This is a genomic window from Pantoea anthophila (assembly GCF_026104315.1).
Classification (GTDB): Bacteria; Pseudomonadota; Gammaproteobacteria; order Enterobacterales; family Enterobacteriaceae; genus Pantoea; species Pantoea anthophila.
Map to the genome: position 1 here is coordinate 508,618 of NZ_CP110473.1, position 15,538 is coordinate 524,155.

Sequence of the window (15,538 nt, forward strand, 5' to 3'; positions counted from 1 at the left end):
ATAATGAGTGAGAAACGATGACTCTGAACCTGGTAAGTGAGCAGTTACTGACTGCTAACGGCATTAATCAGCAGGACCTATTTTCCCTGTTAGGGCAGCTTTCAGAACGTCGTCTGGATTATGCCGATCTCTATTTTCAGTCCAGCTTCCACGAATCCTGGGTGCTGGAAGACAAAATCATTAAAGATGGCTCTTACCATATCGACCAGGGCGTGGGCGTTCGCGCGGTCAGCGGTGAAAAAACCGGCTTCGCCTATGCAGACCAGATTACACTGAATGCGCTGCGTCTCTCCTCTGACGCCGCTCGCAGCATTGTCCGTGAACAGGGCAACGGCAAGGCACATACGCTATCTGCCGTCATGAACCGTTCGCTTTACCCGGCGGTCGATCCGCTAAACAGCCTGACGCGTGAAGAGAAAATTGCGCTGCTGCATCGCGTTGACCAGGTGGCCCGTGCGGCGGACCCGCGCGTGCAGGAGGTCAATGCCAGTCTGACCGGCGTTTACGAGCAGGTGCTGGTGGCTGCGACGGATGGCACGCTGGCGGCGGATGTCCGTCCGCTGGTGCGTCTCTCTGTCAGCGTCCAGGTGGAAGATCAGGGTAAGCGTGAGCGCGGCGCCAGCGGCGGCGGTGCACGCACCGGTTATGCGTTTTTCCTGGCCGATGAGAATGGCGAAGTGCGTGCGGACGCCTGGGCGCGTGAAGCCGTTCGCATGGCGCTGGTTAATCTCTCTGCCGTGGCGGCCCCGGCGGGCGCATTGCCGGTGGTGCTGGGCGCGGGCTGGCCTGGCGTACTGCTGCATGAAGCGGTGGGGCACGGTCTGGAAGGCGACTTCAATCGCCGTGGCACCTCCGTATTCAGCGGTAAAATCGGTCAGCAGGTCGCGTCAGAACTCTGCACCGTGGTGGATGACGGCACCCTTGAAGGGCTGCGGGGTTCACTGGCGGTCGATGACGAAGGCGTGCCGGGTCAGTACAACATGCTGATTGAGAATGGTGTGCTGAAAGGCTACATGCAGGACAAGCTGAATGCGCGACTGATGGGCGTCAGCCCGACCGGTAACGGTCGCCGCGAATCCTATGCGCATCTGCCCATGCCGCGTATGACCAACACCTATATGCTGGCCGGCAAATCAACGCCGCAGGACATCATCGAAAGCGTTGAATATGGCATCTATGCGCCCAACTTTGGTGGCGGCCAGGTGGATATCACCTCCGGCAAGTTTGTCTTCTCCACCTCAGAGGCCTATCTGATTGAGAAGGGCAAGATCACCAAACCGGTTAAAGGTGCAACCCTGATCGGCTCCGGTATTGAAGCGATGCAGCAGATCTCGATGGTCGGTAATGACCTGGCGCTGGATAAAGGCGTGGGCGTCTGCGGCAAAGAGGGGCAGAGCCTGCCGGTCGGTGTCGGTCAGCCAACGCTGAAGCTGGACAAACTCACCATCGGCGGCACCGCCTGATGTGACCCCGACAACCCGCCTGCTGGCGGGTTGTCAGCTTTTGCGGTGCAGCTGATACTGTTCCGCAACCTGCTCAAAATAGCCAGTCAGATAGTCGATACAGACCTGTACCTTGAGCGGCAACTTATCCTTCTCGGTATAGAGCGCATAGACCGGTCGCGGATCGGACTGATATTGCGGAAAGAGAATATCGACCTCACCTGCGGTGATCTCATCAATCACCCACATCATCGGCACATAGGCGATGCCGTTACCGGACTTCAGCCAGCGTAGCAGCGTCAGCGAATCATTGGTGACAAACCGTCCCTGCGGGGCCAGCCGGGTGACGATGCCTTCTGGCGCAATCAGCTCGAAGTTGTTGTCGGGCCGTACGCTGTATTCCAGCCAGGAAAAGTTATCGATATCCCCCGGTTTCTCCGGCGTGCCATGCTGCGCCAGATAGCTCCTGGCGGCGCACACCACCATCGGCATCGCGCCAAGGCGACGTGAAAACAGGCTGGAATCTTTTAAGGCCCCGACCCGAATCACCAGGTCCAGACCGTCCGCGATCAGGTCCGGAGCGGGGACGCCGGTCACCAGGTTTACGCTCAGCCCCGGATAGTCGCGCAGCATATCGCTGGTCATGCCCGCTAACACGTTCTGTGCCATGGTTGAGGAGCTGCCGATACGCAGCACCCCAATGGGCGTGTTGTTAAACGCATACAGCTGTTCATGCACCTGCGTCGCTTCCGCCAGCATACGGCGGCAGCCCTGATAGTAGATTTTCCCCGCTTCGGTGAGCCCGATACTGCGGGTACTGCGATTCAGCAGCTTAACCTGTAACGTATCTTCCAGCTTCGCGACGATCTGGCTGATTGAGGAGACACTCAGATGAAGCTGACGCGCCGCCGCGGTAAACGAACCAAGTTCGACCACTTTGGCGAAGACAGACATGCCCTTCAGTCGTTCCATTATTTACTCTGGCTTAAAAGTGATTTAGATCACATTCTGTAGAAAACTTATAGTCAGGCGCGTTATTATAAGCGCGCCGGGGTATCTCCCGGTGACTCTTCATTGCCTGATGCCCTGTGATGATACGCTATTATTAAGCCAGCTGCGGTTTGTATCGCGCTGTCAGCTGGGTTTGCTGTGACAGCTGAAAAGGCAAAGGAGACTCCCGGCAAGGTTGAACTAAGGATTTCTGATGAGTGTGCTTCCGGTATTTGTCATGTTTGGGCTCTCGTTTCCGCCCGTATTCATCGAACTTATTCTCTCACTGATGCTGTTCTGGTTAGTGAAACGTGTGCTGACGCCGAGCGGTATTTACGATCTTGTCTGGCATCCGGCACTTTTTAATACAGCGCTTTACTGCTGTGTGTTTTACCTTGTCTCCCGTTTATTAGTCTGAGGTTTAAGTGAAAGCACTCATAAGAAAAATCGCGCGTTACGCGATTACGCTCCTGCTGGTTATCATTGCTGTGGTTATCATCTTCCGTGCCTGGGTGTTCTATACCGAATCCCCCTGGACGCGTGATGCGCGCTTCGCGGCAGACGTAGTGGCGATCTCACCTGACGTGACCGGCCTGATCACCGACGTTCCGGTGCACGACAACCAGCTGGTGAAGAAGGGCGACACGCTGTTTGTGGTTGACCGCCCACGCTATCAAAAGGCGCTCGAGCAGGCTCAGGCAGACGTGGAATATTACCAGGCGCTGGTGAGTGAGAAGCGGCGCGAAGCTGGCCGCCGTAACCAGCTCGGCACCTCGGCGATGTCGCGCGAGGCGATTGAGCAGTCCAACAACGATCTGCAGACCAGCGAACATCAGCTGGCGAAATCGGTGGCGACACGCGATCTGGCGAAGATCGATCTGGAGCGCACCACCGTGAAAGCGCCCTCCGATGGCTGGGTCACCAACCTGAATGTCTATCAGGGCGAGTTCATTACCCGCGGCTCTGTGGCGGTCGCCCTGGTGCAGCAGCACTCCTACTATGTGCTGGCCTATCTGGAAGAGACCAAGCTGCATGGCGTAGAGAAGGGCTTCCGTGCGGAAGTGACGCCACTTGGCAGCAACATTGTGCTGCGGGGGACCGTAGACAGTGTGGCGGCCGGTGTCACCAACAGCAGCAGCTCGGTCGACAGTAAAGGCATGGCAACGGTCGATTCCAACCTGGAGTGGGTCCGTCTGGCGCAGCGTGTTCCGGTGCGCATCCGTCTGGATCAGCAGCCCGGCAACCGCTTCCCAGCCGGGACAACGGCGACCGTGGTCATTACCGGTCAGGCCGATCGTCAGCCTGAGCAGGTTTCACCGATGGTTCGCCTGTTTAATCGCCTGCGTGAGTTTGGTTAAGAGGGCGATATGATTGAGTTCCTGCGGTTCCCGGTAAAGCTGACCTTTGCGCTGGTGTTAGCGCTGATGGTCGGCTTTCACTTCAACCTCGAAACGCCGCGCTGGGCGGTGATGACTGCCGGTATTGTGGCGGGCGGCACCGCGTTTGCAGCGGGGGGCGATCCCTATTCGGGGGCGCTTCGCTACCGTGGCGTTTTGCGTATTATCGGGACCTTTATCGGCTGTATCGCCGCGCTGACCATCATGATCGCGACCGTTCGTGCGCCGGTTGTGATGCTGCTGCTGTGCTGCATCTGGGCAGGGCTCTGCGTCTGGCTCTCTTCGCTGATCAAAGTTGAAAACTCTTACGCACTGGGACTGGCGGGCTACACCGCGCTGATTATCGTGGTGACCGCTGACGCCAGCGGTGGTCTGACCCTGGTGCCGCAATATGCGGTCGAGCGCTGCAGTGAAATCGTGCTCGGCATTCTGTGTGCCATTCTGGCCGACATGATCTTCTCACCACGCTCGATCAAAAAAGTGATCGATGCGGAGGTCGACTCGCTGCTGGTGGCGCACTATCAGCTGCTGCAGCTCTGCGTCGCCCACGGTGACAAAGAGGAGGTCGATAAAGCCTGGAGCGCGCTGGTCCGGCGCACCACCGCCCTTAACAGCATGCGCAGCCAGCTGATGATGGAGTCGTCACGCTGGAAGAACAGTAACCGCCGGCTGCAGATGCTTAATACCCTGTCGCTGACCCTGATTACGCAGGCAGCCGAAACCTTTCTGATCCAGAATTCGCGTCCGGACTACATCCCCCCTCAGTATCGCCTGATGATTGAGAAGCCCGCCACGACGGTTGACGAGGTGCACAAGCGGATGAAGGTGATGCGGCGGGTGATGGGGGCCAGAGATAAAACGGCCCCGGTGACGCTGAGTAGCTGGGTGGGTGCCGCGACGGAATATCTGCTGCTGCTGAAAGGCATCCGAAGTAACAGCCGGATCACGTCGCTGGAGGAGGAGATCCTGCAGCGCGAGGTGGTGATTCAGGCGCGCTCCGCCGAAACACACCATGCGATGATCAACGGTATCCGCACCTTTGTGGCGACCGCGCTGGGTTCCCTGTTCTGGCTCTACACCGGCTGGACGTCGGGCAGCGGCTGTATGGTCATGCTGGCGGTTATCACTGCGCTGGCGATGCGGATGCCTAATCCACTGATGATGGCAAAAGATTTTCTCTACGGCATGACGGTTGCGGTGCCGCTGGGCGCGCTCTACTTTATGTATGTGCTCCCCTCGACCCAGCAGAGCGCACTGCTGCTCTGCATCGCCATCGGCCTGCTGGGCTTTATCGGTGGCATCTTCATTCAGCGGCGTCAGCTCGGCACACTGGGGGCGCTGATCGGCACGCTTAACGTGCTGGTTCTCGATAATCCGATGCAGTTCCACATCAACGTTTTTCTCGACAATGTGCTCGGCCAGGTCATCGGCTGCTTTGTGGCGATGATGGTTATCCTGCTGATTCGAGACAAATCGAAGGCCCGCACCGGCCGTAAGCTGCTGAACCGCTTTATGTATGCGGCGGTTTCGGCCATGACGACTAATCAGGCGCGTCGGCGTGAAAACCATCTGCCGGCCCTCTATCAGCAACTGTTTCTGCTGCTGAACCTGTTTCCGGGCGATATCAATAAATACCGTATTGCCCTGACGCTGATCATCGGTCATCAGCGGTTGCGTGACGCAGACATTCCGATCAACGCGGATCTCTCTGCTTATCACCGGCAGCTGCGCTATACCGCTGACCGGGTCATCTCTGCCAGCAGCGATGACAAGCGGCGCTACTATTTTGAACGCCTGCTGAAAGAGCTGGATCTCTATCAGGAGAAACTGGTCCATTACGAGGCGCCTGTCAGCGTTACGGAACCGGTAAAACGCCTGGCCGTGATGCTGGATAAGTACCAGAACACGCTCATCCAAATCTGAATCTGGCCGCTGCGATCCGCAGCGGCCTGCCCAATCCCCGCCCGTCACAAAACCTGTCGCTTTTGCCAACTATACTCTTCAGACGGAAGCGTAAAACTGACAGGAGCGAATCAATGACATCACTGCAACAGAGCGAGCTGTTTCAGACCGGCTATCTGGCAGACGGCCAGTGGCACCCGGCGGCATCCACCTTTGACGTAACCAATCCGGCAACCGGCGAGGTCATTGCGCAGGTCGCAAAAGCGGGCAAGGCTGAAACGGAACAGGCGATCGCCGCAGCAGAACGCGCCTTTCCCGCCTGGCGTGCGCAGACGGCAAAAGCGCGTGCTGAGATTCTCACTCGCTGGTACCAGCTCATCATTGAGAACAAACGCTGGCTGGCCGAACTGATGACGACGGAACAGGGTAAGCCGCTGAAAGAGGCGGAGGGTGAAGTGGAGTATGCCGCCAGTTTTATCCAGTGGTTTGCCGAACAGGCGAAGCGAGCCAATGGCGAGATCATTCCGCCCGCCAAAGCGGGTTCCCGCATCCTGGCCACCCGTGAACCGATTGGCGTTGTGGCGGCCATCACACCATGGAACTTCCCGATGGCGATGCTGACCCGCAAGCTGGGACCCGCACTGGCCGCAGGCTGTACCGGGATCATCAAACCCGCTAATAACACCCCACTCTCCGCCTTTGCCCTGCTGGCCCTGGCGAAACAGGCTGGCGTCCCGGATGGCGTGCTGAACGCGGTAGCGGGTGACACCCATGCCATCAGCGACGCCATTATGGCCAGCAAAGCGGTGCGGAAGATTTCGTTCACCGGTTCAACCCAGGTGGGCAAGCTGCTGATGCGCAATGCGGCCGAAACCATGAAGAAAGTGTCCATGGAGCTGGGCGGTAACGCGCCTTACATCGTCTTTGACGATGCCGACATCGATGCCGCCGTACAGGGTGCAATTGCGAACAAATTCCGCAATGCGGGTCAGGTGTGCGTCAGCGTGAACCGTTTCTACATCCACAACAGTGTTTACGATCGTTTCACCACGCAGCTGGCCGCAGAGGTGAACAGGCTTAAGGTGGGTAATGGTCTGGATGAGGGCGTGATTGTCGGGCCATTGATTGAAGCGTCGGCGGTGGAGAAAGTGGAACAGCACGTCAATGACGCGCTGGCAAAAGGCGGCAAACTGCTGGCCGGCGGCGAGCGCCATGCGCTGGGCGGCAACTTCTGGCAGCCAACCGTGATCGCCGAAGCACACGAAGGGATGCAGCTCGCTCAGGAAGAGACCTTTGGCCCGGTTGCCGCCTGCTTCCGCTTCGATGATGAAGATGAGGTGATCCGCCGCGCCAATGATACGCCATTTGGCCTGGCCGCCTACTTCTACACGCAGAATCTGCAGCGGGTGTTCCGCGTTTCAGCGGCGCTGGAAAGTGGCATGATCGGCATTAACGAATGTGCCGTTTCAACCGAGCTGGCACCCTTTGGCGGCGTTAAAGAGTCGGGTCTGGGCCGTGAGGGTTCGGTACTCGGCATGGAAGAGTATCTGGAGGTCAAAGCGCTGCATCTGGGCGGTTTGGGCTAGCAGAAGGGCACGGGCGGCGAAGGTCGCCCGCAGACGGAGCATGGGAGCCGTCAGCATGAAAACCGAGCGTTTTGATTTTAATGAAATTGTCGACCAGGCCCATTTTTTCCGCCAGTTTAGCGAGCGATTCGCGCTGGATGAGCGTCGCATCTGCGATCTGGATGGGTTATGGGATGTGGTGACGGGGGATCTGCTCCCGATGCCGCTGGAGATTGAGTTCATCAATCTGGGCAGAGGACAGCGACGGCGTTATGGGGCCCTGATTTTACTCTTTGATGAAGCTGAAGAGGAGCTGGAAGGTCAGCTTCACTTTAACGTCAGATGAAAAAAGGCCCCGGCGAGCGGGGCCAAAGGGTTCGTCATGATAGTGACGAGGAATTACTTATAAAGCTGTGCGGTGATGTGGTAGTTATCACCGGTACGCGCCTCGATCACTTTATAGGCGCTGGCACCCTGTTCATCGGCTTTCTGAGACAGTTCAGCGCGATAATCCATCGGTGCACCCGCGGTACCACTGATGGTTACGGTGCCCGCAGGCTGCAGGTTCTGCGTCTGATCGCCGGTTACCAGCTGCGCGGCGGAAGCGCCGAAAGCCATAACGGAAAGCAGACTGACTGTAGCGATGGTTGTTTTGATGTTCATGTTCGTCTCCTCATTACATTCAACAACCTGCGGTTAATCATTGGTGCGGGTCGTCGATATTTTCAACGCCACAAGGCGTCATCACAGTGAATTATTTATACAGCTCAGCGGTCACATGCCAGGTGTTGTCCTGGTTGTTTTCGATGATGCGATAGTGGCTTGCGCCCTGCGCATCCGCTTTCTCCGACAGAACCTGACGGATATGCGTCTGGTCGCCGTTACGGCCCGCAATGCTGATGGTCTGGTTCATTGACTGCAAACCCTGCGCCTGTTCATTAGAAACCAGGCTGGCGGCACTGGCACCTGCTGAAAACAGGGCGATGCTCAGTGCAGCGATGGCAAGTTTGGTTTTCATTTTCTGCTCTCCTGAAATTCTGCTTACGCTCTCCGGCACGCGGCTTATCGCATCAGCCGGAGTGGGGCGACGCCTTAGTTATAGAGCGCGGCGGTCGCGTGATAATTGCCGTTGTTGTAAGCCTCAATGACGCGATAGGCTTTTGCGCCCTGCTGATCGGCTTTGTCGCTCAGTTTCTGTCGGATATCCATCGGTGAGCCCGCTACACCGCTGACACTGATGGTGCCGACAGCCTGCAGATCCTGTGCCTGAGAGGCGGTGATAGATTCTGCTGCCACAGCACCGAATGACAGGGCAGAGAGCACGCTAAGAGCAGCGATGGTAGTTTTTACGTTCATGAAATTTTCCTCGTCGTCTGTTTTTATCTTTTTAGTTAGTGTGATTTGCATCACGAAAATAAGTATAGGACTAATAACGTCAGAAATTAATACCGCGCTAATAATGTTTTTTTGTGATTCTTTATCCTTATGGCTACTTTTAATAACCGGACGTTATAAAAACAGGGTGAAAAATGAGCTTTGAGCGTGTTTTAACAGCAGAAACAAGGGGATAAATGACTTTAACGTTTCGTGCGAAAGAAGGTGGTATATCGGGCTGGTGTTTGATCTGGATCCGGGCAATGCGGCCGGATTAGTGATGTAAAGCAGTGTAAAATAGCGCAAAAGGTGAAGCAGACGACGCTATCTGACCACCAGCCTGCTGCCTGAAAACGGGGGCAAGCCTCGCAGAACGGCAGTCACGAGAGGAGCGCGTAACGGGAAGAGGAGAAGCGCAAACCGCAGAGAAAGCGCGGCAGAGAGATGAACTGACGACCAGGCGCAGGATGGCCGGCCGCCAGTCAGCGATCAGAGTTCCTGTTCAAACAGGTTGAGGATCGCGCTATGCAGTTGCTTGACCGTGAAGTCACGCGCACGGGTAATAAAGATGGTGTCATCCCCGGCAATGGTGCCAAGAATTCCTTCCGACTTTCCTAATGAATCCAGCAGGCGTGCAATCAGCTGTGCTGCGCCCGGACTGGTGTGAATGACCACCAGCGCATCGTTGTAGTCGATATCCAGCACCAGGTTTTTTAACGGGCTGGTGGTCGTCGGCACACCCAGCTCGGCAGGCAGGCAATAGACCATTTCCATTTTGGCATTACGGGTGCGCACTGCGCCAAACTTGGTCAGCATCCGCGAGACTTTGGACTGATTGATATTTTCAAAGCCCTCATCCTGAAGCGCCTGAACAATTTCGCCCTGGGAACTGAATTTTTCTTCTTTTAATAAGGCCTTGAAAGCCTTGATCAGATCGTCTTGTTTCGATGGGTTTCGCATAGGTTACCAATAAATAGAAAGAATAACCGCGCATCCGCCCGCGGCAGAGTGGTGATTATGCATTTAAATGCATTTTTATGCAATCGGTCGATTGATGAGCAGGGTTCGGGCGGCTAGCGGGCGGCGATAATAGCAAATAAATCCCTTCAGACCAAAACCCCTGTCACAGCCCCGAAAGGCGAAGGTTGCAAAGTTGTTATACTATTGGTGGTGTAGTAACAGAAAACGAACATAGCCGTTCTCTGTCTGACGACGGCACGGTTGTCGGTCATTCAGGCGACATGATAAGTAACTTTTGAATCCGGCGATTAAGTGTGAAAACACGTAGAATTAACAGCGGATTATCATTATCGCCTGAGCAGTTGATTAAGGTCTTACACAGATAGAATTTCGGCCCATCTCTGCCCCACCTTAATAAGGAGTCAAGAATGAAAGTTGCCGTTCTCGGTGCCGCTGGCGGCATAGGCCAGGCGCTCGCACTTCTGCTCAAAACCCAGCTTCCGGCAGGTTCAGCACTCTCACTGTATGACATCGCCCCGGTGACACCGGGTGTTGCCGTTGATCTCAGCCATATTCCCACTGCCGTCACTATTGAAGGGTTCAGCGGAGAAGACGCGACGCCAGCCCTGAAAGGTGCCGACGTGGTCCTGATTTCAGCAGGTGTCGCACGCAAACCCGGTATGGATCGTGCGGACCTGTTTAATGTTAACGCCGGTATCGTCCGTAACCTGATAGAACAGGTGGCGGCAACCGCGCCGAAAGCCCTGATCGGGGTGATCACTAACCCCGTCAACACCACCGTTGCTATCGCGGCGGAAGTGCTGAAAAAGCATGGCGTCTACGATAAGAACCGTCTGTTTGGCGTCACCACGCTGGATATCATTCGCGCCAATACTTTTGTCGCGGCGCTGAAAGGCAAGCAGCCTGACCAGGTTGAAGTGCCGGTGATTGGCGGCCACTCTGGCGTGACCATTCTGCCGCTGCTCTCTCAGGTCAAAGGAGTGAGCTTCAGCGATCAGGAGGTGATGGATCTGACCAAACGTATTCAGAACGCCGGCACCGAGGTCGTGGAAGCCAAAGCCGGTGGCGGTTCGGCCACGCTGTCGATGGGGCAGGCAGCTGCGCGTTTCGGGCTGTCACTGGTACGCGCGCTGAATGGCGAAGCGAACGTGGTGGAGTGTGCCTATGTGGAAGGTGAGGGCGAACATGCGCGCTTCTTCTCACAGCCGCTGCTGCTGGGTAAAAACGGGATTGCTGAACGCAAGCCGATCGGCACACTCAGTGCGTATGAGCAGCAGGCGCTGTCAGGCATGCTGGAAACCCTGAAGAAAGATATCGAACAGGGAGAGGCGTTCGTTAAGCAGTAGCAGACGTCGCTGACTGAAAACGCCCGGCTTTCGTCGGGCGTTTTGTTTGTGACAAATTCGGGTTCATCTGGCTGTGAGAGTGTGCCTGCGCGGGGAACACGGTCAGATCGGAAAGACGCAAAAGCCGTCATCCATGACACGCTCGGCCCGCACCATCCCTGGTGCGGGACGCTTTCCTCTTCTGACCGTGTTCCCCTCGCTTCAGGTTTATTCGTCGCGGTTAAATTCACCCTGCGCACACTTTATCAGCTTAACTTCACATTTCCCCGACCCTGCCAGGCATGCTCTCTTACAGGCCACCCGATTTATAGGCACGGGCCGCCGGTGTCCCGTTACTGGCAGGCAGCTTCTTACCCAGGGTCTCCATGCGCATCTGGAAAGGCGGGAACGGCATCTCAATACCGTGCTGCTCAAATCCGCGCAGGATGAGCTGATGCAGCTCGTGACGCAGGGGCATACGATGTCCCATCTCAGCGGCATGCACCCGGAGTTCAAACAGCTGAATCCCCCGCTGCAAATCGACCAGGAAGGCTTCCGGCTGCGGTGTATCCAGCACATAACTGCAGCGTTCCGCCGCCTGCGTCAGGATGGTGGTGACCTGTTCGCTGCTCACTTTGGCCGGGGCCGGGATGGTAAGCACCACACGCGTAACGGAATCGGAGAGCGACCAGTTAATAAACTGTTCGGTGATAAAGGCCTTATTCGGCACGATAATCTCTTTGCGGTCCCAGTCGGTAATGGTGGTGGCACGGGTGTTGATCCGCGTAATGCTGCCGGTCAGGTCGCGAATCGTCACGGTGTCGCCAATACGAATCGGTTTTTCAAACAGAATGATCAGGCCTGAGATAAAGTTGGCAAAAATCTCCTGCAAACCAAACCCCAGTCCCACACCTAATGCGGCAACCAGCCACTGCAGCTTCGACCACTCTATGCCGATCATGGAGAAACCAATGAGCCCGCCTATCAGCAGCAGCAGATATTTGGTCAGTGTGGTGATGGCGTAGCCGGTGCCCGGCGTCAGATTAAGATGCTGTAACAGCGCCAGCTCAAGCAGGGCTGGCATGTTGCGCACCAGCTGAGTCGTGATGATAAACACCAGAATGGCAATCAGTACCGACCCCAGGGTAATCGGCTGAATCGACTCCACGCCCTGCACGGAGGTGCTGACATCCCACAGCTGGATATTCTCCAGGAAGCCGAAGGCCGAGTGAATTTCAGACCACAGGACAATCACCGAGACCAGGGCGATCAATGTCAGAAGGGAGCGCACCAGCCGCAGCGACTGCGCACTGATCGCATCCAGGTCGATCACCGGCTCCTCAACTTCAATCGCGTCGGTGTTCTGGGTGCCTTGTTCTTTCTCTTCTTCACTGCGCGCCCGGTTCGCCAGCATATCGGCACGGCGCTGACGGGCGCGATCAAAGCCCAGACGCCGCCGCTGAATCAGCATCCAGCGGCGGATGATGTGATAGATGACCAGCAGCAGGAACCAGATAGCGACTGAGGTTTCCAGACGAGCCAGCAGCGCCTGCGCGGTCGCCAGATACCCTACGGCAGAGGCGAGGGCTGCCATCAGCGGCATGGCGATCATCATGTTCCAGAGCATCCGGTTCACTATGTTATCGCCGTTTCCCTCTTTATCGAGATAGAGCGGGATGCCGGAACGCTTCAGGCTGACGGTGACGATGCTGATGGCCCCGCAGATCAGGATGAAACAGAGGCGGCCCAGCGATGCTGAGAACTTCCGGTCTTCAAGATTACCAAAGGCGATAAGCAACATGATCAGCGGCACAATCAGCCCGATACTCAGCGAGTAGTAGCGCATGGCGCGCGCGACCCGGTTCTGCGGCCAGCGGAAATGGACGATGAACAGTCCGTTGGGGCGGGCAAAGGCGGCGCTGATCATGAATGCCCACAGCAGCGGCAGCGTGGCGGTAATGCCATCACCAATCGCCACTGCGATAGGGTAGGGCCAGGCGTTCTGCAGGCCATACCCCAGCGTACCCCACAACACCGGCAGCGGCAGCGCCACCAGAATCGACCAGAACACGGTGCGGATGGTCAGACGAAAGCGATCCTGTGTCACTTTGCCGACTTTGCTGGCAGAACGATCCAGAAAAGCATTGAAGTGGCGGCGCGAGCTGATACTGAAGCCAACCAGCAGCAGCGCACCAATAATTGGCAGCACCGTGTTGCGACTGGTAAACATCATTGCTATCGCTTTCCCAAGCTGACCCAGCGTATCCAGCGACAGCAGCCGGGAAAGATCTCTCGCCAGGTCCAGCGGATAGCTTAACCCAATCGGGCTGACGTCGGCGGTCCAGAAGAGATAGCGGTGCGTCGCATCTTTGACTTCACTGAGCGCATCCTGAAGCTGAGTATTGCCGACCTTCAGCTTGGTGATCTCCAGAATCAGCGTGTCACAGCCGGAGATCAGCGAATTGAGCAGTTCACGCTGGGTGCGGAGCTGCGCATCGAGGATACGCTTCTGCTCGGCGGTAAAGGGCTGACCATTGGCCTGATGCCCCTTACGCAGGGTTTCCTGCTGCGCCATCAGATCTTCGTAGTAGAGACGCTGCACGCGAAGTTGCGCCATCTCGCTGTCAATCTGCTGGGACTTTGGCATCTCGGGCAGCCGGGCAACCTGCGCCCGCAGCGCTTCACCCAGCAGGTTAGAGGCACCCAGCCACTGCGACTGCTCACGCAGCGTCGAGAGAGCCTGACGAACCTGAATGATCTGGTTAGTGGCGAGACGCTGTTGCGATGCGACCAGATCCATCCGCTGCGCCTGCTGATTCAGGGCGACAGAGAGTTCACGGTTAACCCGGAACTGATCGCTGATGTCCTGCGGCAAATCACCGCTGTTTTCTGCCAGCTGCTCGGTGCGGGCCAGCGCAACTTCGGCTTCGCGTTGCCGCTGGTCATTGAGTTGATTGCGCAGCGCCTGCAGGTAGTTATCCAGCTGCGTTGCTTTACGCTGATGGGCTTCCGCCCGCATCCGCGCCAGTTCCTGACGGTTATTGGCAGAGAGTTGTGCCAGGTCAAGCTCATCGACGAGTGCTTTATTCGCCGCATTTTCCGCCTGGCGAGCCGCCAGCTGGAGCTGCCCCTGCGGTGAGCTGCTGTTGCTGGCACTCTGCAGACGACGCTCACTCTCCGTCATCGCCCGGCGGGCATCCGTCTGCTGCTGCGGCAGTTGCGACAGGGAATCACTGATTTCCCGCGCCCGATCCTGCTCCTGGCGCGCCTGCCGCCCCTCTTCCAGAAGCTGACTGCTGACCTGCAGGATCTCCTGATCCAGTTCGGCGCTGCTCATATTACTGCGCACTGTTTTTCCGCTGTCGCTGAGCGTGGCGATCTGCTGGCGCAGCTCCCGCGCCAGACGCGGAAAATCATCTATGACCTGCTGATACTGCGCTGCGCGCTCCAGGGAGTCATCACGTTCAGAGAGGAAATTCAGGGCGGCTTCAATCGACTGGATCTGCTCTGCCTGCGCGGGCGAGCTTTTGGCCGATTTTATCTCTTCCAGCTGCTGTTTGAGCTGGCTGGCGTCAGGAAGGCTGGCCGCAAAGGCCGGGCTGCTGAGCCAGAGGCTCAGCAGCAGGAGGAGAATCGAACGCACGGAGGACACTCAATTTAGTCGACGATGACGTCGGAGAGGTCTGTCGCGACCGGCAGCGCCAGGGCCAGCGGTTGTCCCAGACGGGTTTTACTTTCCGCTTCCAGGCTTTCAGCCAGTTTAACGCGGCCCGGTGCGAACAGGTTGATGACGGTAGAGCCGAGTTTGAAGCGACCCATCTCCTGGCCTTTCAGCAGGACCACGGCGCCTTCATCATCCGCTGCCGGATAGTGCCAGCGCTTAATTACACCTTCACGCGGTGGCGTAATCGTGCCTGCCCAGACGGTTTCGATACTGCCAACAATGGTGGCGCCCACCAGGATCTGCACCATCGGCCCGATATCGGTTTCAAAGTAGCAGATGACGCGTTCGTTACGGGCGAACAGATTCGGGATGTTACGCGCGGTCAGCGGATTGACCGAGTAGAGATCGCCAGGCACATAGATCATCTCACGCAGGATACCGTTGCACGGCATATGAACGCGGTGATAATCACGCGGGGCCAGATAGGTCGTGACGAATTCGCCCTCTACAAACCGGGCCGCCATTCGCTCATCACCCGCCAGCAGTGCCTCAAGCGAGTAGTGATGACCTTTGGCCTGGAAAATCTGGTCACCGTCGATGTGGCCGAGCTGGCTGATAGCGCCATCTGCGGGCAGGGCGATCAGGCTGGCGTCAGCATCCACCGGACGCGCATCCTCTTTCAGTGGACGCACGAAAAAGTCATTAAACGTCCGATAGCTGGCGGTGTCGGGCTTTCGTGCTTCCGCCATGTCGACTTTGTAAAACCAGACAAAGATGTCAATGACCAGTTTGGTCAACCAACCACCGCGGCGACTGGCGCCCCAACCGGCGAGTTCAGTCAGCCACTTCTTCGGGAGAATATGATTCAAGCCGAGTTTTAAACGATCAAACACCTTAG

At 57.0% G+C, this 15,538-nt stretch carries 14 protein-coding genes; 7 read left to right on the top strand and 7 right to left on the bottom strand.

Annotation, left to right across the window (positions count from 1 at the left end; translation table 11 throughout):
• Positions 1–17: 17 nt before the first annotated feature.
• Positions 18–1,463, top strand: coding sequence for a metalloprotease TldD (tldD, locus tag OJ965_RS05010; RefSeq protein WP_009087505.1), 1,446 nt, complete (start codon positions 18–20; stop codon positions 1,461–1,463).
• A 33-nt stretch (positions 1,464–1,496) separates the two neighbouring features.
• On the opposite strand, the gene aaeR is transcribed toward tldD, so the two are convergent.
• Positions 1,497–2,414: an HTH-type transcriptional activator AaeR gene (aaeR, locus tag OJ965_RS05015; RefSeq protein ID WP_009087503.1), complete on the bottom strand. Its 918-nt coding sequence runs from the start codon at positions 2,412–2,414 to the stop codon at positions 1,497–1,499.
• 232 nt (positions 2,415–2,646) lie between these two features.
• Between aaeR and aaeX the strand changes: the two genes are divergently transcribed.
• The 5 genes from aaeX to OJ965_RS05040 all read left to right on the top strand — a co-directional run bounded on the left by aaeX (position 2,647) and on the right by OJ965_RS05040 (position 7,642).
• Positions 2,647–2,850 (top strand): p-hydroxybenzoic acid efflux pump operon protein AaeX, encoded by a 204-nt coding sequence (gene aaeX / locus OJ965_RS05020; RefSeq protein WP_009087501.1) that lies wholly within the window; start codon positions 2,647–2,649, stop codon positions 2,848–2,850.
• Positions 2,851–2,857: 7 nt separating this feature from the next.
• Complete coding sequence (gene aaeA, locus OJ965_RS05025) at positions 2,858–3,790, top strand: p-hydroxybenzoic acid efflux pump subunit AaeA (protein WP_009087499.1); 933 nt, start codon at positions 2,858–2,860, stop codon at positions 3,788–3,790.
• A 9-nt stretch (positions 3,791–3,799) separates the two neighbouring features.
• Positions 3,800–5,752, top strand: a complete 1,953-nt coding sequence (aaeB, locus tag OJ965_RS05030; protein WP_009087497.1) for a p-hydroxybenzoic acid efflux pump subunit AaeB — start codon at positions 3,800–3,802, stop codon at positions 5,750–5,752.
• Positions 5,753–5,865: 113 nt separating this feature from the next.
• Entirely contained in the window at positions 5,866–7,317 is a 1,452-nt protein-coding gene (locus OJ965_RS05035; RefSeq protein WP_058956520.1) for an NAD-dependent succinate-semialdehyde dehydrogenase, read from the top strand.
• A 55-nt stretch (positions 7,318–7,372) separates the two neighbouring features.
• Positions 7,373–7,642 carry a barstar family protein gene (locus OJ965_RS05040; RefSeq protein ID WP_009087492.1) on the top strand — a complete coding sequence of 90 codons (270 nt, stop codon included), beginning with the start codon at positions 7,373–7,375 and terminating at the stop codon, positions 7,640–7,642.
• Positions 7,643–7,695: 53 nt separating this feature from the next.
• Here OJ965_RS05040 and yhcN (OJ965_RS05045) read toward each other — a convergent pair whose 3' ends face one another.
• From yhcN (OJ965_RS05045) to argR, 4 genes are all read right to left on the bottom strand, one after another.
• Complete coding sequence (gene yhcN, locus OJ965_RS05045) at positions 7,696–7,959, bottom strand: peroxide/acid stress response protein YhcN (protein ID WP_009087490.1); 264 nt, start codon at positions 7,957–7,959, stop codon at positions 7,696–7,698.
• Positions 7,960–8,050: 91 nt separating this feature from the next.
• The gene (locus OJ965_RS05050; RefSeq protein ID WP_009087488.1) at positions 8,051–8,314 is read right to left on the bottom strand and encodes a YdgH/BhsA/McbA-like domain containing protein; all 264 of its coding nucleotides are present in this window, start codon (positions 8,312–8,314) and stop codon (positions 8,051–8,053) included.
• 74 nt (positions 8,315–8,388) lie between these two features.
• Positions 8,389–8,652, bottom strand: a complete 264-nt coding sequence (yhcN, locus tag OJ965_RS05055) for a peroxide/acid stress response protein YhcN (protein ID WP_009087487.1) — start codon at positions 8,650–8,652, stop codon at positions 8,389–8,391.
• A 507-nt stretch (positions 8,653–9,159) separates the two neighbouring features.
• Positions 9,160–9,630, bottom strand: a complete 471-nt coding sequence (argR, locus tag OJ965_RS05060) for a transcriptional regulator ArgR (protein WP_009087485.1) — start codon at positions 9,628–9,630, stop codon at positions 9,160–9,162.
• A gap of 428 nt (positions 9,631–10,058) precedes the next feature.
• Here argR and mdh point away from each other — a divergent pair, with 428 nt between their 5' ends.
• A complete protein-coding gene (mdh, locus tag OJ965_RS05065; protein ID WP_265138124.1) occupies positions 10,059–10,997 on the top strand; it encodes a malate dehydrogenase in 939 nt (312 codons plus the stop codon).
• Positions 10,998–11,286: 289 nt separating this feature from the next.
• On the opposite strand, the gene mscM is transcribed toward mdh, so the two are convergent.
• Both mscM and asd read right to left on the bottom strand, forming a co-directional pair.
• The gene (gene mscM / locus OJ965_RS05070; protein WP_265138125.1) at positions 11,287–14,619 is read right to left on the bottom strand and encodes a miniconductance mechanosensitive channel MscM; all 3,333 of its coding nucleotides are present in this window, start codon (positions 14,617–14,619) and stop codon (positions 11,287–11,289) included.
• 14 nt (positions 14,620–14,633) lie between these two features.
• Positions 14,634–15,533: an archaetidylserine decarboxylase gene (gene asd, locus OJ965_RS05075; RefSeq protein ID WP_009087480.1), complete on the bottom strand. Its 900-nt coding sequence runs from the start codon at positions 15,531–15,533 to the stop codon at positions 14,634–14,636.
• Between the last annotated feature and the right edge of the window lie 5 nt (positions 15,534–15,538).

Coding starts and splice junctions, on each gene's coding strand:
- tldD (WP_009087505.1), top strand. CDS start 18: ATGACTCTGAACCTGGTAAGTGAGCAGTTACTGACTGCTAACGGCATT.
- aaeR (WP_009087503.1), bottom strand. CDS start 2,414: ATGGAACGACTGAAGGGCATGTCTGTCTTCGCCAAAGTGGTCGAACTT.
- aaeX (WP_009087501.1), top strand. CDS start 2,647: ATGAGTGTGCTTCCGGTATTTGTCATGTTTGGGCTCTCGTTTCCGCCC.
- aaeB (WP_009087497.1), top strand. CDS start 3,800: ATGATTGAGTTCCTGCGGTTCCCGGTAAAGCTGACCTTTGCGCTGGTG.
- OJ965_RS05035 (WP_058956520.1), top strand. CDS start 5,866: ATGACATCACTGCAACAGAGCGAGCTGTTTCAGACCGGCTATCTGGCA.
- OJ965_RS05040 (WP_009087492.1), top strand. CDS start 7,373: ATGAAAACCGAGCGTTTTGATTTTAATGAAATTGTCGACCAGGCCCAT.
- yhcN (WP_009087490.1), bottom strand. CDS start 7,959: ATGAACATCAAAACAACCATCGCTACAGTCAGTCTGCTTTCCGTTATG.
- OJ965_RS05050 (WP_009087488.1), bottom strand. CDS start 8,314: ATGAAAACCAAACTTGCCATCGCTGCACTGAGCATCGCCCTGTTTTCA.
- yhcN (WP_009087487.1), bottom strand. CDS start 8,652: ATGAACGTAAAAACTACCATCGCTGCTCTTAGCGTGCTCTCTGCCCTG.
- argR (WP_009087485.1), bottom strand. CDS start 9,630: ATGCGAAACCCATCGAAACAAGACGATCTGATCAAGGCTTTCAAGGCC.
- mdh (WP_265138124.1), top strand. CDS start 10,059: ATGAAAGTTGCCGTTCTCGGTGCCGCTGGCGGCATAGGCCAGGCGCTC.